Genomic DNA, 23051 nt, shown 5'->3' with positions numbered 1-23051 from the left:
GACGAATGCAAAAGATTGTAAAGTTACGCCCCTGAGCGGGGCGTGGTGGATTACGGCAGGGTGTGTTCGGCGAGTTGCGCCATAAACTGACGCACCCATTCCATGCGGTTTTTGCGCTCTTCCAGCTCGCGGAAAAACTTCAGGCGCGTCGGCCCGTCGAGGCGATAATGTTGCGGCTCTTTTTGCAGCAGACCAATAAGCCAGCCCGGATCAACATGGTTCTTCTCGGCAAATTCAATCGTCCCGCCTTTTTCATTGGCCTCAATCTTGCGTACGCCAAGCTTCTGCGCCTGCTGGCGCAAAAGCGCGATATCCAGCAGGTTGCGCGCCGGGTCCGGCAACAGGCCAAAGCGATCGATAAGCTCCACCTTGATCTCTTCAAGCTCCTGCTCTTTTTTGGCGCTGGCAATGCGCTTGTAGAAGGACAGTCGCGTATTGACGTCCGGGATAAAGGCTTCCGGCAGCAGCGAGGGCATCCGCAGCTCCACTTCGGTCTGCTGGCTGGTGAGATCTTCAAGCGACGGCTCGCGCCCGGCTTTCAGCGCGTCAACGGCGTTTTCCAGCAGTTCCATATAGAGCGAAAAGCCGATGGTCTCCATCTGACCGCTTTGATCTTCGCCCAGCAGCTCGCCCGCGCCGCGGATTTCCAGATCGTGCGTCGCCAGCGCAAAGCCTGCGCCCAGATCTTCCAGCGAGGCGATGGCTTCGAGGCGTTTCTGCGCGTCGGTGGTCATCGCTTTAGGCGGCGGCGTCAGCAGCCAGGCGTACGCCTGGTGGTGCGAACGGCCCACGCGGCCACGCAGCTGGTGCAGCTGCGCAAGGCCAAAGTGGTCGGCGCGCTCGATAATAATGGTATTGGCGGTCGGAATATCGATACCGGTTTCGATAATCGTGGTGCAGACCAGCACGTTGAAGCGCTGGTGATGGAAGTCGTTCATCACCCGCTCCAGCTCACGCTCGCGCATCTGGCCGTGGCCGATGGCGATACGCGCCTCCGGTACCAGGTTTGCCAGCCGCTCGGCGGCTTTCTGAATATTCTCGACGTCATTGTAAAGGTAATACACCTGCCCGCCGCGCAGCACTTCGCGCAGGATCGCCTCGCGCACCACCAGATTGTCATACTCGCGCACGAAGGTTTTCACCGCCAGTCGGCGCGCCGGCGGCGTGGCGATAATCGACAGGTCCCGCATGCCGCTCATCGCCATGTTAAGCGTGCGCGGAATCGGCGTCGCGGTAAGCGTCAGGATATCGACATCGGCGCGCATCGCCTTGATACGCTCTTTGTGACGCACGCCGAAGCGGTGCTCCTCATCGACGATGAGAAGCCCCAGATCTTTCATCTTCACATCGCTCTGCAACAGCTTATGGGTGCCGATAAGAATATCGACTTTCCCTTCGGCAGCCTGTTCCAGCACCTGCGCCTGCTCTTTGGCGCTGCGAAAGCGCGACAGCAGCTCAATGCGCACCGGCCAGTTGGCGAAGCGGTCGCGGAAATTGTCGTAATGCTGCTGGGCGAGCAGAGTGGTCGGCACCAGCACCGCGACCTGTTTATTGTTCTCGACGGCAAGAAACGCCGCGCGCATCGCCACTTCGGTTTTGCCGAAGCCGACATCGCCGCACACCAGGCGATCCATCGCCAGCGGCTGGCACATATCGCTCAACACCGCGTTAATGGCCTGCGCCTGATCGGGCGTCGTTTCAAACGGGAAGCCCTCGCAGAACAATTGATACTGCTCTTTGTCATGCTTAAAGGCGAAACCGGCTTTCGCGGCGCGCTGGGCATAGATATCCAGCAGCTCCGCCGCCACGTCGCGCACTTTTTCCGCCGCTTTCTGGCGCGCTTTGCTCCAGGCGTCGCCGCCCAGTTTATGCAGCGGCGCATTCTCTTCGGCCCCGCCCGCGTAGCGGCTGATCAGATGCAGTGACGAGACCGGCACATAGAGTTTCGCCTCGTTGGCGTAGGTCAGCATCAGATATTCAGCAGTGATGCCGCCCGCTTCAAGCGTGGTCAGCCCGGCATAGCGGCCCACGCCGTGCTCCAGATGCACTACCGGCTGGCCGGGGCGCAGCTCCGCCAGGTTGCGGATAAGCGTGTCGGGGTTAATGGTGCGGCGGCTCTCCTGACGGCGGCGCGTCACGCGCTCGCCCAGCAGATCGCTTTCGCAGATAAACGCCCGGTGGCGCAGGGTGTCGATAAACCCGCGCTCCGCCGCGCCGATGCTCAGATAACAGCCGCCGTCGGCGGCATCTTCGAGACGCAGCAGGCGCTTTGGTGCGACTTTAATGCGCGAGAGCAGTTCAGAGAGCGCCTCGCGGCGGCCCTCACTTTCTACCGAGAAAATTACCGGCCCGGTGAACGATTCAAGAAAACGGCGCAGGCTGTCGAGCGGCGCTTTCTGCTGGGCCTGAACGGCGATATCCGGCAGCGGCTGATAGCCGAGATTGGTATTCGCGGCTTTATCGGCGAGCGCTTCGGTTTTCAACTGTACGCGCGGCCAGGCTTTCAGTTGCGCATGAAGTTCATCAGTGCGCAGCCAGAGTTCTTCCGGTGGCAACAGCGGACGCATCGGGTCAACGCCGCGGTTCTCATAACGCGCGACGGCGTCGGTCCAGAAGCGGTCAGCGCTCGCCTCAAGATCGCCTGTGCTCACTACCAGTGTGTTTTTCGGGAAATAGCTGAACAGCGGCGGCAGCGGCTCGCTGAAGAACAGCGGCTGCCAGTATTCGATCCCGGTGGGCAGGGTGCCTTTGCTCACCTGCTGATAGATATGCTCCGGGTCACGCTTGACCTCGAAACGGTCGCGCCACTGGCTGCGGAACAGTTCAATGGCCGCTTTGTCGGTCGGAAATTCGTGCGCCGGCAGCAGATTTATCGCCTCGACCTCTTCCAGCGTGCGCTGGGTGTCGACGTCAAACAACCGCAGGCTGTCGATTTCGTCATCGAAAAAGTCGATGCGGTAGGGCTGTTCGCTGCCCATCGGGTAGAGATCGAGCAGCGCGCCGCGGGTGGCGTATTCGCCATGCGCCATCACCTGATCCACATGACGATAGCCCGCCTGGTCGAGCTGGCTGCGCAGGGTGTCGCGCGACAGCTGCTGGCCTTTTTGCATCACCAGCGCGTGGCCGTGCAGGAAGCTGTGCGGGCAGACGCGCTGCATCAGCGTGTTCACCGGCAGGATCAACACGCCGCGCTGCATGGCGGGCAGCTGATAGAGCGTCGAGAGGCGCGAGGAGATAATCTCCTGATGCGGCGAGAAACTGTCGTAAGGCAGCGTCTCCCAGTCGGCGAGGTTCATGACCAGGCTTTCGGTAAACTGTTGAATTTCATCATGCAGGCGCAGGGCGTTTTGCATATCCGGCGCGATAAGCACCAGCGGGCCGGCGTGGCGTTCCGCCATTTCCGCCACCTCGACGGCGCAGGCCGCGCCGGTCAGTTCACCCAGTTGACGCTGATCGCCCGCTTTGACGGGCAGAGTGTAACGATATTGTTCAGGCATAGAAGGCGAAGCGTGCTCCGGTTGTGCCGCTTGTCCGGGATAAAAACCCGGCGACAGAGTGGGTTAGTGGTTCCATAAATCAGATCTGGGCTTTATTATCGTTGATCACTTTGCATTAGCAACCGTACAAGACGGATTTCATGTATCAACCTGTCGCGTTATTTATCGGCCTGCGCTATATGCGCGGGCGTGCAGCAGACCGCTTCGGCCGCTTCGTCTCCTGGCTCTCCACTATCGGCATCACGCTTGGCGTGCTGGCGCTGGTGACAGTGCTCTCCGTGATGAATGGTTTCGAGCGCGAACTGCAAAACAACATTCTCGGGCTGATGCCGCAGGCGGTGGTCAGCGCATCCAAAGGCTCCGTTAACCCACAGCAGTTGCCTGCCGACCGCCTTCACTTGCAGGGCGTGAACCGCGTAGCGCCGCTGACCACCGGCGATGTGGTGCTGCAAAGCGCCCGTAGCGTGGCGGTTGGCGTAATGCTGGGCATCGACCCGCAACAGCGCGATCCGCTGACGCCGTATCTGGTGAACGTCAAACAGCAGGATCTGGCCGCCGGCAAATACAACATCATTCTCGGCGAACAGCTCGCGGGCCAGCTTGGCGTCAAACGCGGCGATCAGCTGCGCCTGATGGTGCCGTCGGCAAGCCAGTTCACGCCGATGGGCCGTTTGCCGAGCCAGCGTCTCTTCACGGTGATTGGCACTTTCGCCGCCAACAGCGAAGTGGATGGCTATCAGATGCTGGTGAACATTCAGGACGCCTCGCGCCTGATGCGCTATCCGGCGGGCAATATTACCGGCTGGCGGCTGTGGCTGAACGAGCCGCTCAAGGTCGATGTGCTGAGCCAGCAGCCGCTCCCGGCAGGCACCGAATGGCACGACTGGCGCGATCGCAAAGGCGAGCTGTTCCAGGCGGTGCGCATGGAGAAAAACATGATGGGCCTGCTGCTGAGCCTTATCGTCGCTGTCGCCGCATTTAATATCATCACCTCGCTGGGGTTAATGGTGATGGAGAAGCAGGGCGAAGTGGCGATTCTGCAAACCCAGGGGCTGACGCGCCGCCAGATCATGGCGGTGTTTATGGTGCAGGGCGCGAGTGCGGGCGTCATTGGCGCGCTCTTTGGCGCGCTGCTGGGCGCGCTGCTCGCCAGTCAGTTGAATAACCTGATGCCGGTCATCGGCGCGTTTCTTGACGGCGCGGCGCTGCCGGTCGTAATCGAACCGCTGCAGGTCATCGGGATTGCGCTGGCGGCGATGGCCGTCGCGCTGTTGTCTACGCTTTATCCTTCCTGGCGCGCCGCCGCCACCGAACCCGCTGAGGCTTTACGTTATGAGTAATTCTGTGCTGTTACAGTGCGACAACCTGTGCAAACGCTACCAGGAAGGCAAAGTGCAAACGGATGTGTTGCACAACGTCAGTTTCAGCATCGATGCGGGCGACATGATGGCGATTGTCGGCAGCTCCGGCTCCGGCAAAAGTACGCTGCTGCACCTGCTGGGCGGCCTTGACACGCCGACCTCCGGCGACGTGATCTTCAGCGGGCGACCGCTGAGTTCGCTGTCGTCCGCTGCCAAAGCCGAGCTGCGTAACCGCGAGCTGGGCTTTATCTATCAGTTCCACCACCTGTTGCCGGATTTCACCGCCATGGAAAACGTGGCGATGCCGCTGCTTATCGGTAAACAGCCAAAGGCCGAGACGGAGCGCCGGGCGCTGGCGATGCTCGACGCCGTTGGGCTTGCGCACCGCAGCAATCACCGCCCGTCGGAGCTTTCCGGCGGCGAGCGTCAGCGCGTCGCCATCGCCCGTGCGCTGGTAAATAACCCGCGTCTGGTGCTGGCGGATGAACCCACCGGCAACCTGGATGCGCGCAATGCCGACAGCATTTTCGATCTGCTCGGCGAGCTTAACAAAACCCAGGGCACCGCCTTCCTGGTGGTGACGCACGATCTGCAGCTCGCGAAGCGGCTGTCGCGCCAGCTTGAGATGCGCGACGGGCATCTGAACCCTGAACTGACCCTGATGGGGAGGGCGTAAATGGGTTCCGCGTTATCGTTACTGATAGGCCTGCGTTTTAGTCGTGGCCGTCGGCGCAGCGGCATGGTGTCGCTGATTTCCGTGATTTCGACCGTCGGCATCGCGCTTGGCGTGGCGGTGCTGATTGTGGGGCTGAGCGCCATGAACGGCTTTGAGCGCGAACTGAACAACCGCATTCTGGCGGTGGTGCCGCACGGCGAAATCGAGCCGGTCGAACAGCCGTGGCGCGGCTGGCAGGAGGTTGTGACGCGCGTTGAGAACGTTAACGGCATCGTGGCGGCAGCGCCCTACGTGAATTTCACCGGGCTGGTGGAGAGCGGGGCAAACCTGCGCGCCATTCAGGTCAAAGGCGTCGACCCGGCGCAGGAACAGCGTCTAAGCGCGCTGCCACGCTACGTGCAGAACAACGCCTGGCAAGATTTTCAGGCGGGCAAACAGCAGATAATCATTGGTAAAGGCGTTGCGGATGCGCTGAAAGTGAAGCAGGGCGACTGGCTCTCCATCATGATCCCCAACTCCGATGCCGACCATAAGCTGTTGCAGCCCAAACGCGTGCGTTTACAGGTGGCGGGCATTCTGCAACTCAGTGGTCAGCTCGATCACAGCTTCGCGATGGTGCCGCTGGCCGATGCGCAGGGGTATCTGAATTTAGGTGACAGTGTCACGGGTATCGCTATTAAAGTGAATGACGTGTTTAACGCCAATCAGCTGGTGCGTGACGCGGGCCAGGTGACTGACGCCTACGTTTACATCAAAAGCTGGATTAACACCTACGGCTATATGTACCGCGACATCCAGATGATCCGCGCCATCATGTATCTGGCGATGGTGCTGGTGATCGGCGTCGCCTGCTTTAACATCGTTTCCACGCTGGTGATGGCGGTAAAAGATAAAAGCAGCGATATCGCGGTGCTGCGCACGCTCGGCGCGAAAGATGGCCTCATCCGCGCGATTTTCGTCTGGTACGGATTGCTGGCGGGGCTGCTTGGCTCGGTCAGCGGCGTGGTGGTGGGCGTGCTGGCCTCGTGGCAACTGACGGCGATTATTCACGCGATTGAAAAACTGATTGGTCATCATTTCCTCTCCGGCGATATCTACTTTATCGACTTTCTGCCGTCGGAGCTGCACGCGCTGGACGTGGTGTATGTGCTGGTCACGGCGCTGGTGCTGAGCCTGCTGGCGAGCTGGTATCCGGCGCGGCGCGCGAGCCGCATCGACCCGGCGCGCGTGCTGAGCGGACAATAATTCAGGGAGCGGCGAATGTATTACGGGTTTGACATTGGCGGCAGCAAAATCGCCCTCGGGGTTTACGATGAAGCGCGGCGCCTGCAATGGCAAACCCGCGTGGCGACCCCGCACGACAGCTATGAACGCTTCCTCGACGCTGTCGCTACGCTGGTGGCAGAAGCCGATCGCCGATTTGGCGCTGCCGGTCATGTCGGCGTCGGCATTCCCGGTATTCCTGAAACCGACGACGGGCTGCTTTATGCGGCCAACCTGCCCGCCGCCAGCGGCAGGGCGGTACGGCGCGATCTCAGCGCGCGGCTTGGGCGCGAGGTGCGCATCGATAACGACGCCAACTGCTTTGCGCTCTCCGAAGCCTGGGACGACGACTTTCGCGCTTACCCGGTGGTGATGGGGCTAATCCTCGGCACCGGCGTTGGCGGCGGAATAATTGTTGACGGCAAACCGGTGACCGGGCGCAGCTTTATCACGGGCGAATTCGGGCATATCCGTCTGCCGGTGGACGCGCTGGCGATCCTCGGGTGCGATATCCCGCTGCTGCGCTGCGGCTGCGGTCAGCATGGCTGCATCGAGAACTATCTTTCGGGCCGGGGCTTTGCATGGCTCTGGCAACACTTCTACCATCAATCACTGGACGCGCCGGAAATCATTGCGCGCTGGCACCAGGGTGACGCCCAGGCGCAGGCGCACGTGGAGCGCTACACTGACCTGCTGGCGGTCTGCGTCGCCAGCCTGCTGACCGTGCTGGACCCGCACTTGCTGGTGCTGGGCGGCGGCTTGTCGGGGTTCGCGCATCTGACGACGGCGCTCGCAGCGAAGCTGCCCGCCCATCTGCTGCCAGTGGCGAAAGTCCCGCGTATCGAGCAGGCGCGCCACGGCGATGCAGGCGGTATGCGGGGCGCGGCTTTTCTCCATCTCACACGCTCACGGAGTTGAAATGCAATCGCGTCGTCTGCACCGGCTGGGCCGGTTTCGAAGGAATAAACGTCGGCTGCGCGAGCGGTTGCGTCAGCGAATTTTTTTCCGGGACAGAGTCATGGTACCTGAAGTGATGAATAAACCTGTGGTAGTGGTGTTAACCGGGGCGGGCATTTCGGCGGAATCGGGCATTCGCACCTTCCGCGCCGCCGACGGACTGTGGGAAGAGCATCGGGTGGAGGATGTGGCGACGCCGGAAGGTTTCGCGCGCAATCCGCAACTGGTGCAGGATTTTTATAACGCCCGGCGGCGTCAGCTCCAGCAGCCGGAGATTAAGCCCAACGCGGCGCATCTGGCGCTGGCGCGGCTGGAAGAGGCGTTAGGCGACCGCTTTTTGCTGATAACCCAGAATATCGATAACCTGCACGAGCGCGCCGGAAATAATAATGTCGTGCATATGCATGGCGAACTGCTGAAAGTGCGCTGTTCGCAGAGCGGACAGGTGCTGGAGTGGACGGGCGATGTGACGCCCGACGATAAGTGTCACTGCTGTCAGTTCCCCGCGCCGCTGCGCCCGCACGTGGTGTGGTTCGGCGAGATGCCGCTCGGCATGGATCGGATTTATGAGGCGCTGGCGCGCGCCGATGTGTTCATTGCTATCGGCACCTCCGGTCATGTTTACCCGGCCGCCGGTTTTGTGCATGAAGCTAAGTTGCAGGGCGCGCACACGGTGGAGCTAAACCTTGAACCGAGTCAGGTTGGCAGCGAATTCGAAGAGAAGCATTACGGGCTCGCAAGCCAGGTGGTGCCGGAGTATGTCGAGAAGTTGTTGAAAGGGTTGTAGAAAGGGCGGGGGCGTTACGCTTACCCGCCCTGCAAACCCGCCCTTTCGTCTGATATTACTGTAAGGCGGGTAAGCGAAGCGTACCCGCCCTGTCACCACGATGAACGTTAACGTCCCGCTTTTAACTTCTGGTAATACGACTCATAAATCGCGCTCGCCTCGCCGACGTCGTTCTGCCATTCACCTTTCTGAATGGTCGCATCGTCCGGGTAGAGCGATTTATCGTCCGACACCTCTTTTTTGAGCAGCTTACGGGCGGCGAGGTTCGGCGTCGGGTAACCGATGGTTTCGGCAACCTGTTTCGCCACGTCCGGGCGCAGCAGGAAGTTAATCAGCTTGTGCGCGCCTTCGACGTTTTTCGCATTCGCCGGAATAGCCAGGCTATCCATCCAAAAAATCCCGCCTTCCTTCGGCCAGACCACATCCAGCGGGGCGCCAGCCTGACGCGCCACCCACGCAGAGCCGTTCCACACCATACCGAGATTCACTTCGCCTTCCAGATACGGGTTCGCCGGGTTGTCGGAGTTAAACGCCGCCACGTTCGGCATCAGTTTTTTCAGCTCGTTATAGGCCGCTTCGATCTCTTTCGGATTGGTGGTGTTGCCGGAAAGCCCAAGCTTGCGCAGCGCCATCTGGAACACTTCGCGCGCGTCATCGGTCAGCAGCAGGCTGCCTTTATACTCCGGCTTCCAGAGATCCGCCCAGGAGGTCACGCTCTTCGGGTCGATCGCATCGCTGTTCACGCCGATCGCCGTCGCGCCCCAGATATAGGGCACGGAATAGTCGTTATTCGGATCGAACGGCTTGTTCAGCATCGCCGGGTCCAGATTGTGGAAATTCGACAGCTTGCTTTTGTCGATCTTCTGGATCATTCCTTCCTTGCGCATCTTGTCGACAAAATAAGTCGACGGCACGATCAGATCGTACGCGCCCTGCTGATAAGTTTTAAGCCTGGCGTACATGGTCTCGTTCGATTCATAGGTCGAATAGATAACCTTGATGCCGGTCTCGTTGGTGAACTGCTCCAGCAGGCCTGGCGGCACATACTCGGTCCAGTTGTAGAAGTAGAGCGTTTTGCCGTCATCAGCGTGCGCAGCGCTCATACCGACCGCCAGAGCACCCGCTGCAAGCAGGTGGCGTGACCATTTTTTCATTTTACGTCCCCTGAGTTGAAGGCCTGGCGAGGCAGGCTTTTCGTTTTATCGCGAAGCAATAGCTGGCTTGCCAGTACCAAAACCAGCGACAGCGCCAGCAGAATGGTGGCGAGCGCGTTGACTTCCGGCGACACGCCCACTTTCACCATGGAATAAATTTTCAGCGGCAGGATTTCATAGCCCGGCCCGGTCACAAACGATGAGACCACGACGTCATCCATCGACAGCGTAAAGCTCAGCAGCCAGCCCGCCGCCACCGCCGGCATCGCCAGCGGCAGGATAATTTTGCGCAGAATAGTGATTTCGCTTGCGCCCAGATCGCGCGCCGCTTCAAGCATGCGTACGTCAAAGCCTTTCAGCCTTGAATAGACGGTCACAACCACAAACGGCAGGCAGAAGGTGATGTGCGAGAACAGTAGCGACCAGAAGCCAAGCTGAATGCCCGCCAGCATAAACAGCACCAGCAGGGAAATCGCCATCACGATATCGGGCGACATCATCACCACAAACAGCATGCCGCTGACAAACGGTTTGCCGCGAAAACGGTAGCGGTAGAGCGCGACCGCCGTCAGCGCGCCGATGGCGGTGGCGAACGTGGCGGAGAAGACCGCCATCGTCAGCGAATGTTGGGCGGCCTGTAACAGGCTGTCGTTATTCATCAACAGGCTGTACCAGTTTGTGGTGAAGCCCTGCCAGTTAATGCCGAAACGCGAGCTGTTGAATGAGTTCACAATCAGGATCACGATCGGGATGTAAAGATAAGCGTAAATAGCGGCCATAAAACCGCCGCGCAGCAGTCGACCGATCATTCCAGCTCCACCTTCTTGTTAAGCAGGCGCGCGGCGCGCCAGTACACCAGCAGCATCAGGCCCATCACCAGCGTCAGCGTGATGCTGGTCGCCGCGCCGAACGGCCAGTCGCGGATGTTCAGGAACTGGCTCTTGATAACGTTGCCGATAAGCAGGTTTTTTGCGCCGCCCATGAGATCGGAGACATAAAACAGGCCCATCGCGGGCAGCATCACCAGCAGACACCCGGCAATAATGCCCGGCATCGTCAGCGGCAGGATAATGCGCACAAAAGTTTGCAGCTTGCTGGCGCCGAGATCGCGCGCGGCTTCCAGCAGCGGCTTGTCGAGCTTCTCAATACTGGAGTAGAGCGGCATCACCATAAACGGCAGCAGGATATAAACCAGGCCGATAATCACCGCTGACGGCGTATACATGATGCGCACCGGCGTGTCGATAACGCCGAGCCAGAGCAAAAACTCGTTCAGATAGCCGCGCGTGCTGAGAAACAGCTTCAGGCCGTAAATACGGATAAGCGAGTTCGTCCAGAAGGGAACTATCAGCAAAAACAGCAGCAGCGGGCGCACTTTCGCCGGCAGTTTCGCCAGGAACCAGGCAAACGGGTAGCCCAGCACCAGACACGCGAGCGTCGCCTGCAGCGCCATATTCAGCGAGTGCAGCAGCACCTGGAAATAGAGCGGGTCGAGCAGGCGCGCGTAGTTATCCAGCGTAAACACCAGGCTTACGAAATGCGCGTCGTCGCGGGTCAGGAAGCTGGTGGCGATGATCATCAGGTTAGGCAGGAACACAAACAGCACCAGCCAGCCGACGATCGTGGCGATCACCACATTCTGGAATTTACGCGAGCTCTTCATCGGCCAGCACCACCTCCCAGCTTTCCACCCAGGTCACGGCCATTTTCTGATCGAGAGAGTGGTCGAAATCCGGATCGTCTTCGTTAAAGAATTCGCTGACCAGCACTATTTTGCCGTTTTCCAGCTCAACGACCGACTCCAGCGTCATGCCCTTATAGTTGCGCTCGCGCACAAAGCCAATCAGGCCGTCGGCGTCGCCTTCGCCATTGATCTCTTCAACGCGCAGATCTTCCGGGCGCAGCAGCACGTTGAGTTTCTGGCCGACCGCGACCGGGAAACTGACATACAACACACACTCGCGGCCTTCCACGTTCGCCCGCACGCGGCTGGCGTCGACGCGCTCGATGACTGTCGCCTCGAAGATATTGATCTCGCCGATAAAGCTCGCCACAAAGAGGTTTTTCGGCTCTTCGTAGATTTCACGCGGCGTGCCATCCTGCTCGATGCGCCCGTCGCGCATCACCACGATGCGATCCGACATGGTCAGCGCCTCTTCCTGATCGTGGGTCACGAACACGAAGGTAATGCCCAGCTTACGCTGGAGCGCTTTCAGCTCATTTTGCATCTGTTTGCGCAGTTTATAGTCGAGCGCGGACAGCGATTCATCTAGCAGCAGCAGGCGAGGTTTATTGACCACCGCGCGGGCGATCGCCACGCGTTGCTGCTGGCCGCCGGAAAGTTGATGCGGTTTGCGCTGGGCAAATTCCTCAAGCTGCACCATCTTTAATGCATCCATCACGCGCGGCGCTATCCCGGCGGCAGGCGTTTTCTGCATCCGCAGGCCAAACGCCACGTTTTCAAAGACCGTCATGTGCGGGAAAAGGGCGTAGCTCTGGAAAACCGTATTCACATGGCGATGTTCGGCGGGAACGTCGGTAATGTCCTGCGAATCAAGGGTAATTCGCCCGGCGTCGGCGTTCTCAAGGCCTGCGATAAGGCGCAGCACGGTCGTTTTACCGCAGCCGGAAGGGCCGAGAAGCGTGAGGAATTCACCATGATTGATGGTCAGCGAGAAATCAGAAATGACGGTTTTACCATCAAAGCTTTTCCCGATATCCGCCAGTTGCAGAAGGGGGGAAAGCGAGCGCGGCTGTGTATTCAATTTTTTTACTCTGTCCCGTAAAAAACGCATCAAGAAGAAACCGGATGCGGGGTTTGTGATGAACCACCTTTGGGTCTGGCACATGATAAGGGCAGGCATTCTACGGCAAACCATTGAAATCGCCAATGCCACAGACGCTTTCTTGCCGGTATCGCGCGTTTTCCAGGGGTTTTCATTCATGCAGGCGCGCCAGGGGCGGATACCCCCTTTTTTCCCGGCAGGATTATTCCTCTTCGCCGGGTGAAAGGTGACCTGAAACAATATTTGTCTTTTAATGCTTAATGATAATGACGTCACAAAATAACAGGGGTGAGAACATGGATAAATTACTCGAACGTTTCCTGCAATATGTCACTATGGATACCCAGTCACGGGCCGGGGTGAAGCATGTTCCCAGCACCGAAAGCCAGTGGAAGCTGTTAAACCTGCTGAAAAACCAGATGGAAGCCCTGGGGATGACCCAGGTCATGCTGAGCGAGCACGGCACGCTAACCGGCACGCTGCCGTCTAACGTCAATAAGCCCGTCCCGCCCATCGGCTTTATTTCGCATGTGGATACATCGCCCGATTTCACCGCGAAGAATGTCAATCCGCAGATTGTCGAAAACTATCGCGGCGGGGATATCGCGCTCGGCACCGGTGAGGAAGTGTTATCGCCGGTCATGTTTCCGGTGTTGCATCAGCTACTCGGCCATACGCTTATCACAACCGATGGTAAAACGCTGCTCGGCGCGGACGATAAAGCAGGAGTCGCTGAGATCATGACCGCGATGGCGACACTGGCGCAGAGCGACATCCCTCACGGCGATATCCGCGTTGCCTTTACGCCGGACGAAGAGGTCGGCAAAGGCGCGAAGCATTTCGATGTTGGGGCGTTCGACGCGCGCTGGGCGTATACGATGGATGGCAGCGGCATCGGCGAGCTGGAGTATGAGAATTTTAACGCCGCCTCGGTGACCATTAAGATTGTCGGCAATAACGTGCACCCCGGCACCGCCAAAGGCGTGATGGTAAACGCGCTGTCGCTGGCCGCGCGCATTCACGCGCTGGTGCCCGCCGAGGAGAGCCCGGAGTGCACCGAGGGCTATGAAGGTTTTTACCATCTGCATACCATGAAAGGCTCGGTGGATCGCGCCGAGATGCATTACATCATCCGCGATTTCGACCGCGAGAATTTCGAAGCGCGTAAACGTCGCATGATGGATATCGCGAAACAGGTCGGCAAAGGGCTGCATCCGGATTGTTACATTGAGCTCGCGATTGAAGACAGCTATTACAACATGCGGGAAAAAGTGGCCGAGCATCCGCATATCATCGAGATTGCGCGTCAGGCGATGGTGGATTGCGGCATCGAACCGCAGATGAAGCCCATTCGCGGCGGCACCGACGGCGCGCAGCTGTCGTTTATGGGCCTGCCGTGCCCGAACATTTTCACCGGCGGGTACAATTACCACGGCAAGCATGAATTCGCGACGCTCGAAGGGATGGAGAAAGCGGTGCAGGTGATTGTGCGCATCGCCGAGTTAACGGCGCAGCGGGCAGGGTAACCGGGTCGTACCGTGACATTAAAAAGGCGGGTGCGCTAACGCTTACCCGCCTTACAGATTAAGCCATCATTTTGTGGTTATGTCTCAGCGCGGGTCACTAAAGCGCACCCGCCGTCCCACACGCGGTTAATCCGCGAAATACCAGTAGCCGCTGTTAACCAGCGCGGCCAGCATCGCCAGGAATGACGGATCTTCCAGCGCGTCGCCGAACATCGCGTCATTCAACACGATTTCATTGGCGAGCTGATGCAGCGCCGGGCGGTGCGGGGTGTCTATCTTCTCGCCGTTTACGAATACCTCTTCGCCGATACGCAACACGCGCAGGCCACCCAGACGCACCAGCGAATCGCCCTGTTTCAGCGCGTCATAGATTTCATCTGGCTGATAGGGCGGCTCTGGCGGCGAGACGTCCAGCTCGTGACGTGACTGAGTAATAAACTCGCCAAACCACTCGTTGAAATGCGCCGGATCGCGAATAAGATCCAGCATCATCTCGCGAAGCTTGTCCACTTCCGCAGGCACGATATCCGCCGCATGCTCGCGGGCCGGCACGTCAGGGTCGCTGTAGCGCTGGCTGCCAAGTTCGCGCTGCAGCACGTAATCGGCGAAACCGCTGATAAGCTCGCGACCGCTCGGCGCGCGAAAGCCCACCGAATAGTTCATTGAGTTTTCCAGCGAATAGCCTTCATGCGGGAAACCTGGCGGAATATAGAGAATATCGCCCGGCTCCAGCTCTTCGTCGATCAGCGCTTCAAACGGGTCGACCTGCAGCAGATCCGGATGCGGGCAGTGCTGCTTCATCGGCACTTTTTCGCCGACGCGCCAGCGACGACGCCCCACGCCCTGAATAATAAACACGTCATACTGATCCAGATGCGGGCCTACGCCGCCGCCCGGCACGGAGAACGAGATCATCAGATCGTCGATGCGCCAGTCCGGCAGCGCGCGGAACGGACGCATCAGCGCCGCGCTCGGCTCATGCCAGTTATTCACCGCCTGCACTAAAAGCGACCAGTTATTTTCACCCAAGTGATCGTAGCTCTGGAACGGGCCGTGGCTCACTTCCCATTTGCCGTCCTGATGACTGACCAGGCGGCTGTCCACCTCGTTCTCCATCGCAAGACCGGCCAGTTCGTCCGGTGAGAGCGGGTCGACAAAATTCTTGATGCCGCGCTTTAACACGACCGGGCGTTTTTGCCAGTAGCGTTCAATGAAATCGGGCCAGTTTATCTCTACGTGGTAATCCATATTGTATTCCGCAGGCTCTGAAGATGAGTCGGATTATAACGGACGCGCGTCACTCTGCGTGGCCGTCAGACAGGTTTTTTCGCAGACTGGCGGAAGATTCGCCGGCGGGCGGCTGCTGGCGGGCGAAAACGACTTCCATCCTGGCGCCGCCGAGCGGGCTGCTGCCGGTGAGGATCTGCCCGCTGTATTGTTCAACCACTTCACGCGCCACCGACAGCCCCACGCCCTGGCCGGGACGCAGCGTATCGGCCCGCTGGCCGCGGTCAAACACCAGCGCGCGTTTACTCTCCGGAATGCCCGGACCGTCATCTTCGACCACCAGATGCAGCGTATCATCCGCCACGCGCGCGGTGACCTCGACAAACTCCAGACAATATTTGCAGGCGTTATCCAGGACATTGCCCATGACTTCGAGAAAATCGTTTTTCTCGCCGATAAACACGATCTCCGGCGAGATATCGAGCGTAATACTCACGCCTTTGCGCTGGTAAACCTTGTTCAGCGCCGAGGTCAGGTTGTCGAGCAGCGGCGCCACCGGGTGCAGCTCGCGGCTCAGCAGCATATTGCCGCTGCGCATACTGGCGCGGTGCAGGTAGTAGCCAATTTGCTGTGAAATACGGCTGATCTGCTCAAGCATGACGGGCTCGGCCTGTTCGACATCGGTTTTGCCGGTACGCAGCGAACGTAGCGTACTTTGCAGCACCGCCAGCGGCGTTTTAAGGCTGTGGGTGAGATCGGTGAGCGTCGTGCGGTATTTCTCATAGCGCTCGCGCTCGCTTTTCAGCAGCCGGTTGAGGTTATGCACGAGGCTTGTCAGCTCGCGGGTGGTATAGGGGTTGAGCTGTTCCCGGTGATGCTCTTCCAGCTCGCGCACTTCGCGGGCCAGCGCCTCAATCGGGCGCAGGCTCCACCATGCCGCGAGCCACAGCAGCGGAACAACCAGCAGCAGATTCGCCGCGAGCACATAGATAAACCAGTTCCAGACGCTCCACGAGCTTTTCAGCTCGTCGGGGATCGTATCGACCACCACGACCGTCAGCGCGGGCAGGGTGGCGGTCGCGGGGTAAAGGTTCACCGCCACCGAGTGCGTGGTTTCGTCATCTCTTTCGGGATCGTACTCGTTCAGCCGTTTTTGCAGGGAGTGGTTGGTGCCCAGCAGTACGCGGGTGTCGCTAAAGCGCGTTTCCAGCTCGTGAAAACCGTTGGCGGAGAGCCATTCCGGGCGAATTTCTTTCATCAGCCAGGGTACGTCGCACTGCGACCAGAGCAGTTTGCCTTTTTCGTTATAGATAAACGTCAGCGTCGGGCTCTGCCTGTCGATATGATCGGGGATCTCCACGCTCAGCCTGCCGTTTTCATAGCGGGCGAGCGTGTAAAACAGATTGCTCTCGCCGCGCAGCAGGCGAAAGGTGGTTTTATCGAAACTCACGCTGTAGCCCACCAGCGCCACCATGCCGTAAGCGAGCGAGAGCACCAGCACGACCGCCGCCGTCGCCAGCAGAAAGCGAACCCGCAGCGAGAGCGGTAAAAAGTGACGCAGGAATTTTTTCATTTAGCGCAGATCGAACCGGTAACCCTGGCCGCGAACCGTGGTGATCGCCTCGCCGGGGTATTCCGCCTGAATTTTTTTGCGCAGGCGTCCCATCAGGACGTCAATGGTGTGGCTTTCACGCAGCTCGGCGTCCGGGTAAAGCTGGAGCATCAGCGAATCTTTGCTGACCACTTTACCGGCGTTGCGGATAAGCGTTTCCATAATGGTGTATTCGAAGGCGGTCAGGCGGATCAGGTTATCGTTAATGGCCACTTCGCGGCGTGAGAGATCCACCACAAACGGCGGCATCGAGATCACCTGTGAGGCAAGCCCGCTGTTACGCCGCAGCAGCGCCTGCATCCGCGCCACCACTTCTTCGATGTGAAACGGCTTGGTGACGTAATCGTCCGCGCCCGCGCCCAGCACTTCTACTTTATCCTGCCAGCCTTCACGGGCGGTGAGCACCAGAATCGGCAGCGTGATATCGTGCGAGCGCCAGCGGCGGATCAAACTGAGCCCGTCTTCATCCGGCAATCCGAGATCGACAATCGCCACGTCCGGCAGATGTTCATTGAGGTAATAATCGGCTTCTTTGGCATCTTCCGCCGCATCCACCTGATGCCCCAGCTCAGAGAGCTGCACTTTCAGATGATGCCGCAGCAGAGCGTTATCTTCGACGACCAGCACGCGCATGCGACGTCCCCTTATTTATTAATTTGATAAATAGTTTAACGCCAATTATTACCAAAAGGGCATAAACATTGGGTAAACCAGCCGGGGATCGCGCGCGAGGGAAACAGGCAGGAAAGCGCAGGAAAAGCGATAAAAAACGCCACCCGAAGGTGGCGTCGCGTGCGGATTATTTCAGATCGTCAACCATCTGGATAGCGCGGCCGATGTAATTGGCAGGCGTCATCGCTTTCAGACGCGTTTTTTCGTCTTCCGGCAGTTCCAGACTGTCGATGAACTGCTTCATGCCTTCGGCGTCAACGCGCTTGCCGCGGGTCAGCGCTTTGAGCTTCTCATAGGGCTTCTCGATGCCGTAGCGGCGCATCACGGTCTGGATCGGTTCCGCCAGCACTTCCCAGTTGCTATCCAGCTCTGCCAGCAGGCGATCGCGGTTCACTTCCAGCTTGCTCACGCCTTTCAGCGTCGACTGATAAGCGATCAGCGCGTAGCCGACGCCAACGCCGAGGTTACGCAGAACGGTGGAGTCGGTGAGGTCGCGCTGCCAGCGGGAGACCGGCAGTTTGCTTGCCAGATGTTGCAGCACGGCGTTCGCCAGGCCCAGGTTGCCTTCGGAGTTTTCGAAATCGATAGGGTTGACCTTGTGCGGCATGGTGGAGGAGCCGATTTCGCCCGCGATGGTTTTCTGTTTGAAGTGGTTCAGCGCGATATAACCCCAGACGTCACGGTCAAAGTCGATAAGGATCGTGTTGAAGCGCGCCATGCAGTCGAACAGCTCTGCAATGTAGTCGTGCGGTTCAATCTGGGTGGTGTACGGGTTCCACTGAATGCCAAGCGAGGTGACGAATTCTTCGCTGAACTGGTGCCAGTCCACTTCCGGGTAAGCGGCGATGTGCGCGTTATAGTTGCCGACCGCGCCGTTGATTTTGCCGAGGATCTCGACCTGCGCGAGCTGACGGTACTGGCGCTCCATACGGTACGCGACGTTCGCCATCTCTTTACCCATGGTGGACGGCGTCGCCGGCTGGCCGTGGGTGCGGGAGAGCAGCGGAATATCGCGATACTGGTGCGCCAGATCTTTTACAGCGTTAATAATGTTGCGCCAGACGGGCAGGATCACTTCTTCGCGCGCCGTAGAGAGCATCAGCGCGTGGGAGAGGTTATTGATGTCCTCAGAGGTGCAGGCGAAGTGAATAAATTCTGAGACGGCATGCAGCGCCGGCACTTCAGCCACTTTTTCCTTCAGGAAATACTCAACCGCTTTGACGTCATGGTTGGTGGTGCGCTCGATAGTCTTGATGCGTGCGGCGTCTTCTTCGCTAAAGCCCGCCACAATCGCATCGAGGAAATCGTTTGCGTTTTTGTCAAAAGCAGGAACTTCCTTGATCGCTGCGTGTGCGGCCAGCTTTTGCAGCCAGCGAACTTCAACCTGTACGCGGAACTTCAGCAGGCCAAATTCGCTGAAAATGGCGCGCAGCGCGCTGACTTTGTCGCCGTAGCGTCCATCAACGGGGGAAACGGCGGTCAGTGAGGATAATTCCATCAGTCACTCCTGAGAGGTTAACATTGAGCAAGAATTTGTTTCGCCTGGGTGGTCAGACGATTACGGGAAAACATCAGTTGCAGCCGTCCGCCGCCGACCTGCTGCCAGAGTACCGCGGCGCGGATACCGGCGAGCAGCGTGGCGCGAACTTTGGCCTGTACCTGCGGGCTTTGCAGCACGGCAGGCGAGCCGTTGACCTGAATGCGCGGGCCAAGCGGGCTAATCACATCCACGTAGATCCCGGCCATCGCGTTCATCAGCGTGTCGGATTCCAGATCGAAGTGCTCAAGCTGGCGGCTTAAATCGGCGATACGGTTGCCAAGGGTATTCATGGCGCCTTTGCTGCCGGCAAGCTTACGCTCCAGCACCATCAGGCTTAAGGTGTAGCGCGTCAGTTCGGCGCCGAGGCCCTGACGGTTGCTGGTGTTGAGGATGCCAAGCAGCGTTTCCAGACCGGTTTTGAGCCCGGCTTCTTCACCGCCGAATACGTCAAGGGTAGACGCCGGGTTCTGGTCAATCACGCTTTTCAGCGAGACGCGCAGCGCCCTGGCGTCGCACGTGCCCTGATGCGCGAGCTCCTGAACCAGACGCGCCGACTGACAGATGCCCGCCAGCGCAAGGGTGATGTCGTAGAAGTTCTTTGCCACACGTGCTCCTTTTTGACCGCGGCGTCTTGGTTATCGCCGCGTAAGCGGCATCTCAGTTATACCGGTAGCGGCAGGCGCTGTTCGATGATTCCGCCGCCGAGGCAGACTTCACCCTGATAAAACACGGCGGACTGCCCCGGCGTGACCGCAGAAACCGGCTCGTCAAACAGCACTTCGATGCGGTCTTCATCCAGCGGGCGCACGGTGCAGGGAATATCGCCCTGACGATAGCGGGTTTTTACGGTGCAGGTAAACGGCGCGGTGACCGGCTCGCGATTAACCCAGTGCAACTGCTGCGCAATCAGACCGACAGACATCAGACGTGGGTGATCGTGGCCCTGGGCGACGATAAGAATGTTGTTTTCAACGTCTTTATCCACCACGTACCATGGCTCTTCGCCGCCGTCTTTGGTGCCGCCGATGCCGAGGCCTTTGCGCTGGCCGAGCGTATGATACATCAGCCCCTGGTGCTCGCCGAGGGTGTCACCGTCGACGGTCACGATTTTACCCGGCTGCGCGGGCAGGTAGCGGCCAAGGAACTCGCGGAACTTGCGCTCGCCGATAAAGCAGATGCCGGTGGAATCTTTTTTCTTCGCGGTCACCAGGTCGAGTTCTTCGGCGATACGGCGCACTTCCGGTTTTTCCAGCTCGCCGACCGGGAACAGGCTCTGCGCGACCTGATCGTGGCCGAGCGTGTAGAGGAAGTAGCTCTGGTCTTTATTGCCGTCGAGACCGCGCAGCAGGCGGCTTTTACCGTCAACATCCGCGCGGCGCACGTAGTGGCCGGTCGCGATATAATCGGCGCCCAGGTCTTCAGCAGCAAACTCCAGGAAGGCTTTGAATTTAATTTCTTTGTTGCACAGGATATCCGGGTTTGGCGTGCGTCCGGCTTTATATTCCGCCAGGAAATGCTCAAACACGTTATCCCAGTACTCTGCCGCGAAGTTCACGGTATGCAGCTCGATGCCGAGCTTATCGCACACCGCCTGGGCGTCGGCGAGGTCAGAGGCGGCCGTGCAATAATCCTCGCCGTCATCCTCTTCCCAGTTCTTCATAAAGAGACCTTCCACCTGATAGCCCTGCTGTTGCAGCAGGTAAGCGGAAACGGAGGAATCGACGCCGCCGGACATTCCGACGATGACTTTTTTCTGGCTGTTATCAGACATTGCACCACTCACGACATAAAACAAAGGCGGCGTATTCTAGCACGCGCTGGCGACGCAAACACCCCCTGCGCGCGCCGGGTTGGCCTTCGGACGTGAAGAAAAGCGTTTAACGGCAAGAATTGCGACCCGCGGCGAGAGGCTGAAAGGCAGGACAGGGGACGGTGATGTCAAAGACGCGGAGCCGCGGCTGCGGCCCCGCCTGTCGGTTTATGCGTAGCGTTCGTCGAGGCTGAACTGTTCGACGGTTTGCGCCAGTTGCTGCGCCTGCTCTTCAAGCGAGCTGGCGGCGGCGGCCATCTGCTGCACCAACGCGGCGTTCTGCTGGGTTACGCCATCCATCTCATTGACGGCGATAGTCACCTGGCTGATGCCTTTCGACTGCTCATCAGACGCGCTGACGATTTCGCCGATGATGGTTTGCACGGAGTGCACCGCCTGGGTCATCTCTTGCATGGTTTTCCCGGCGTCGTTCACCAGCTGCACGCCGTTGGCGACACGCTGGCCCGACTCTTCAATCAGTGCGGCTATCTCTTTCACCGCGTTGGCGCTGCGCTGTGCCAGGCTTCGTACTTCACTTGCCACCACCGCGAAGCCGCGGCCCTGTTCGCCCGCGCGCGCCGCCTCTACCGCGGCGTTGAGCGCCAGAATATTGGTCTGGAACGCGATGCTGTTGATCATGGTGGTGATGTCGCTGATTTTCTTCGAGCTGTCGTCAATCTGCGCCATCGTTTGTACAACCTGGCCGACCAGCGCTTCACCGCGGCTGGCTATCTGCGTGGCGTTGGCGGTCAGTTCGGTCGCATGATGCGCATTGGCGGCGTTGTGCTTCACCGTGGCGCTGATCTGCTCCATGCTCGCCGCGGTCTGTTCCAGCGCCGCAGCCTGTTCTTCGGTTCGCGAAGAGAGGTTAATATTGCCGCTGACTATTTCGCCCGCGCCCTGACGGACAGAGTCGCTCGCCTCTTTGATCTGCCCGACGATGCCGCGCAACTGCGCCTGCATGGTGTGCAGCGCGTAGAACAGACTACCGCGATCCCCCGGCTTGACCGGCACCACGTTATCCAGCTTGCCGTCGGCCACCGCCAGCGCGATGGTGGCCGCCTCCAGCGGTTCACCGCCGAGCGGTTTGAGCACTTTGCGGCTAAAGACGATGCCCAGCAGCGCGCTCACCAGCAGAATGCTCACTACCATCAGGATAATCGCATTCATGAGCTGGCGGTTGGCGGCCGCCATCACCTGGCTTACCGGCGCCACGACGCCGAGATACCATTTATCGGTACTGGTGCCGATGCTCACCGGCTGCCAGGTCACTAACGCTTGCTCGCCAAGGATCGGATCTTCCTGCTCCACCACGTTGCTGGTGAAACCGGCGGTATCGCCAGGAAAGGGTTTGCTGGTCAGCTTTTTGTCCGGGTAAGAGATAACTTTGCCTGCGGTGGAGAGCAGCACGGCATAGCCGCCGCCTTCCCACGGTTTAATCTGGTTAACTTTCTGTTGCAGTGAGGCCAGAGAAATATCGGAGGTCACCACGCCCTGGAGTTTGCCGTCGGTGATGATGGGCGCCGCCACGGAGGTGAGCAGCGTCGGCACGCCGTTATAGGCGTAGCTGTAAGGCTCGATTAGCGTGTCTTTCTGCGTCTTTTGTGGGATCAGATAGTAGTCGCCCTGGCCTGGCGTCAGATAAGAAAGCAGGGGATGGAATTTATAGTTGCCCGCCTGATCGTGGTCGACAAAAAAGGCGTAGCGGCCTTTCGGCGCCTGTCCGGGCTTGCCGTCGAATTCCGCATCACGTCCGTCAAAGGCGTTCTCTTCAAAAATCACCGAGACCGACAGGTAATCAGGATTATCGCGCAGCGCGCCTTCCAGCAGTTTGTCAGCGACGTTGCGATCGGTGACGCCCGCACGGGGGAGTGCCGCCATGCTGTGACCGAGGTTATGCGCCACATCGCGCGCGTAGTTCAGCTCCTGCTGGATTTTCAGCGCCTCGCTCTGAGCTATCTGTTTTAAGTAGCTTTCGGCCAGAGATTTTTGTTCATTGCTGGACTGCCAGCTCAACACGCCGATGGTGACAACAAACCCCAGCGTGATGGTTAAGGCGCCCGTCAACAGCATCTGCGCGCGGGTACTCATCTTTTTATGTACGGATTGTCTGGCCATCACGGCTCCTCAGGATCAACCACGAAATATCATTACTGTCCCTTCGCTTAGAGCCTCCTGGTCAA

Annotated in this window: 18 protein-coding genes; 6 read left to right on the top strand and 12 right to left on the bottom strand. The window is 59.1% G+C overall.

All coding sequences use genetic code 11. The features are described from left to right. Positions 1–50: 50 nt before the first annotated feature. Positions 51–3497: a transcription-repair coupling factor gene (gene mfd, locus AFK63_RS10795; protein ID WP_038863569.1), complete on the bottom strand. Its 3447-nt coding sequence runs from the start codon at positions 3495–3497 to the stop codon at positions 51–53. A gap of 140 nt (positions 3498–3637) precedes the next feature. Here mfd and lolC point away from each other — a divergent pair, with 140 nt between their 5' ends. Genes lolC through cobB form a run of 5 tightly spaced genes read left to right on the top strand, consistent with a single transcriptional unit; the run spans position 3638 to position 8541 of the window. Continuing rightward, on the top strand, positions 3638–4837 hold the full coding sequence (lolC, locus tag AFK63_RS10790; RefSeq protein ID WP_038863568.1) for a lipoprotein-releasing ABC transporter permease subunit LolC: 1200 nt from the start codon (positions 3638–3640) through the stop codon (positions 4835–4837). Further along, a complete protein-coding gene (lolD, locus tag AFK63_RS10785) occupies positions 4830–5534 on the top strand; it encodes a lipoprotein-releasing ABC transporter ATP-binding protein LolD (RefSeq protein ID WP_038863567.1) in 705 nt (234 codons plus the stop codon). The genes lolC and lolD overlap by 8 nt, the downstream gene beginning before the upstream one ends. Then, on the top strand, positions 5535–6779 hold the full coding sequence (gene lolE, locus AFK63_RS10780; protein WP_038863565.1) for a lipoprotein-releasing ABC transporter permease subunit LolE: 1245 nt from the start codon (positions 5535–5537) through the stop codon (positions 6777–6779). Between the two features lie 15 nt (positions 6780–6794). Then, positions 6795–7715, top strand: a complete 921-nt coding sequence (gene nagK / locus AFK63_RS10775; protein WP_038863564.1) for an N-acetylglucosamine kinase — start codon at positions 6795–6797, stop codon at positions 7713–7715. A 1-nt stretch (position 7716) separates the two neighbouring features. Beyond that, positions 7717–8541 carry a Sir2 family NAD+-dependent deacetylase gene (gene cobB / locus AFK63_RS10770; protein ID WP_038863563.1) on the top strand — a complete coding sequence of 275 codons (825 nt, stop codon included), beginning with the start codon at positions 7717–7719 and terminating at the stop codon, positions 8539–8541. A gap of 107 nt (positions 8542–8648) precedes the next feature. Here cobB and potD read toward each other — a convergent pair whose 3' ends face one another. Genes potD through potA form a run of 4 tightly spaced genes read right to left on the bottom strand, consistent with a single transcriptional unit; the run spans position 8649 to position 12490 of the window. Further along, positions 8649–9695, bottom strand: a complete 1047-nt coding sequence (gene potD, locus AFK63_RS10765) for a spermidine/putrescine ABC transporter substrate-binding protein PotD (protein WP_038863562.1) — start codon at positions 9693–9695, stop codon at positions 8649–8651. Further along, positions 9692–10504: a spermidine/putrescine ABC transporter permease PotC gene (gene potC / locus AFK63_RS10760; protein WP_038863557.1), complete on the bottom strand. Its 813-nt coding sequence runs from the start codon at positions 10502–10504 to the stop codon at positions 9692–9694. The genes potD and potC overlap by 4 nt, the downstream gene beginning before the upstream one ends. Beyond that, positions 10501–11358 carry a spermidine/putrescine ABC transporter permease PotB gene (gene potB / locus AFK63_RS10755; RefSeq protein ID WP_038863556.1) on the bottom strand — a complete coding sequence of 286 codons (858 nt, stop codon included), beginning with the start codon at positions 11356–11358 and terminating at the stop codon, positions 10501–10503. Before potB ends, potC begins: the two co-directional genes overlap by 4 nt. Further along, positions 11342–12490, bottom strand: coding sequence for a spermidine/putrescine ABC transporter ATP-binding protein PotA (gene potA / locus AFK63_RS10750; protein ID WP_038863555.1), 1149 nt, complete (start codon positions 12488–12490; stop codon positions 11342–11344). Before potA ends, potB begins: the two co-directional genes overlap by 17 nt. Before the next feature lie 287 nt (positions 12491–12777). Here potA and pepT point away from each other — a divergent pair, with 287 nt between their 5' ends. After that, positions 12778–14007 (top strand): peptidase T, encoded by a 1230-nt coding sequence (pepT, locus tag AFK63_RS10740; protein ID WP_038863552.1) that lies wholly within the window; start codon positions 12778–12780, stop codon positions 14005–14007. A 126-nt stretch (positions 14008–14133) separates the two neighbouring features. On the opposite strand, the gene AFK63_RS10735 is transcribed toward pepT, so the two are convergent. The 7 genes from AFK63_RS10735 to AFK63_RS10705 form a co-directional block, all read right to left on the bottom strand. Further along, positions 14134–15255, bottom strand: a complete 1122-nt coding sequence (locus AFK63_RS10735) for a ribosomal protein uL16 3-hydroxylase (RefSeq protein WP_038863551.1) — start codon at positions 15253–15255, stop codon at positions 14134–14136. Between the two features lie 49 nt (positions 15256–15304). After that, positions 15305–16807, bottom strand: coding sequence for a two-component system sensor histidine kinase PhoQ (gene phoQ / locus AFK63_RS10730; RefSeq protein WP_038863550.1), 1503 nt, complete (start codon positions 16805–16807; stop codon positions 15305–15307). Beyond that, on the bottom strand, positions 16808–17479 hold the full coding sequence (phoP, locus tag AFK63_RS10725; protein ID WP_038863548.1) for a two-component system response regulator PhoP: 672 nt from the start codon (positions 17477–17479) through the stop codon (positions 16808–16810). 166 nt (positions 17480–17645) lie between these two features. Further along, complete coding sequence (purB, locus tag AFK63_RS10720; RefSeq protein WP_038863546.1) at positions 17646–19016, bottom strand: adenylosuccinate lyase; 1371 nt, start codon at positions 19014–19016, stop codon at positions 17646–17648. A gap of 17 nt (positions 19017–19033) precedes the next feature. Beyond that, positions 19034–19663, bottom strand: a complete 630-nt coding sequence (hflD, locus tag AFK63_RS10715) for a high frequency lysogenization protein HflD (RefSeq protein WP_038863545.1) — start codon at positions 19661–19663, stop codon at positions 19034–19036. A 56-nt stretch (positions 19664–19719) separates the two neighbouring features. Continuing rightward, the gene (mnmA, locus tag AFK63_RS10710; RefSeq protein ID WP_038863543.1) at positions 19720–20829 is read right to left on the bottom strand and encodes a tRNA 2-thiouridine(34) synthase MnmA; all 1110 of its coding nucleotides are present in this window, start codon (positions 20827–20829) and stop codon (positions 19720–19722) included. Positions 20830–21036: 207 nt separating this feature from the next. Further along, complete coding sequence (locus AFK63_RS10705; protein WP_038863541.1) at positions 21037–22986, bottom strand: methyl-accepting chemotaxis protein; 1950 nt, start codon at positions 22984–22986, stop codon at positions 21037–21039. Positions 22987–23051 lie beyond the last annotated feature (65 nt).

The organism is Cronobacter muytjensii ATCC 51329 (genome assembly GCF_001277195.1).
Classification (GTDB): domain Bacteria; phylum Pseudomonadota; class Gammaproteobacteria; order Enterobacterales; family Enterobacteriaceae; genus Cronobacter; species Cronobacter muytjensii.
This window is presented reverse-complemented; position numbering and strand designations above follow the sequence as displayed.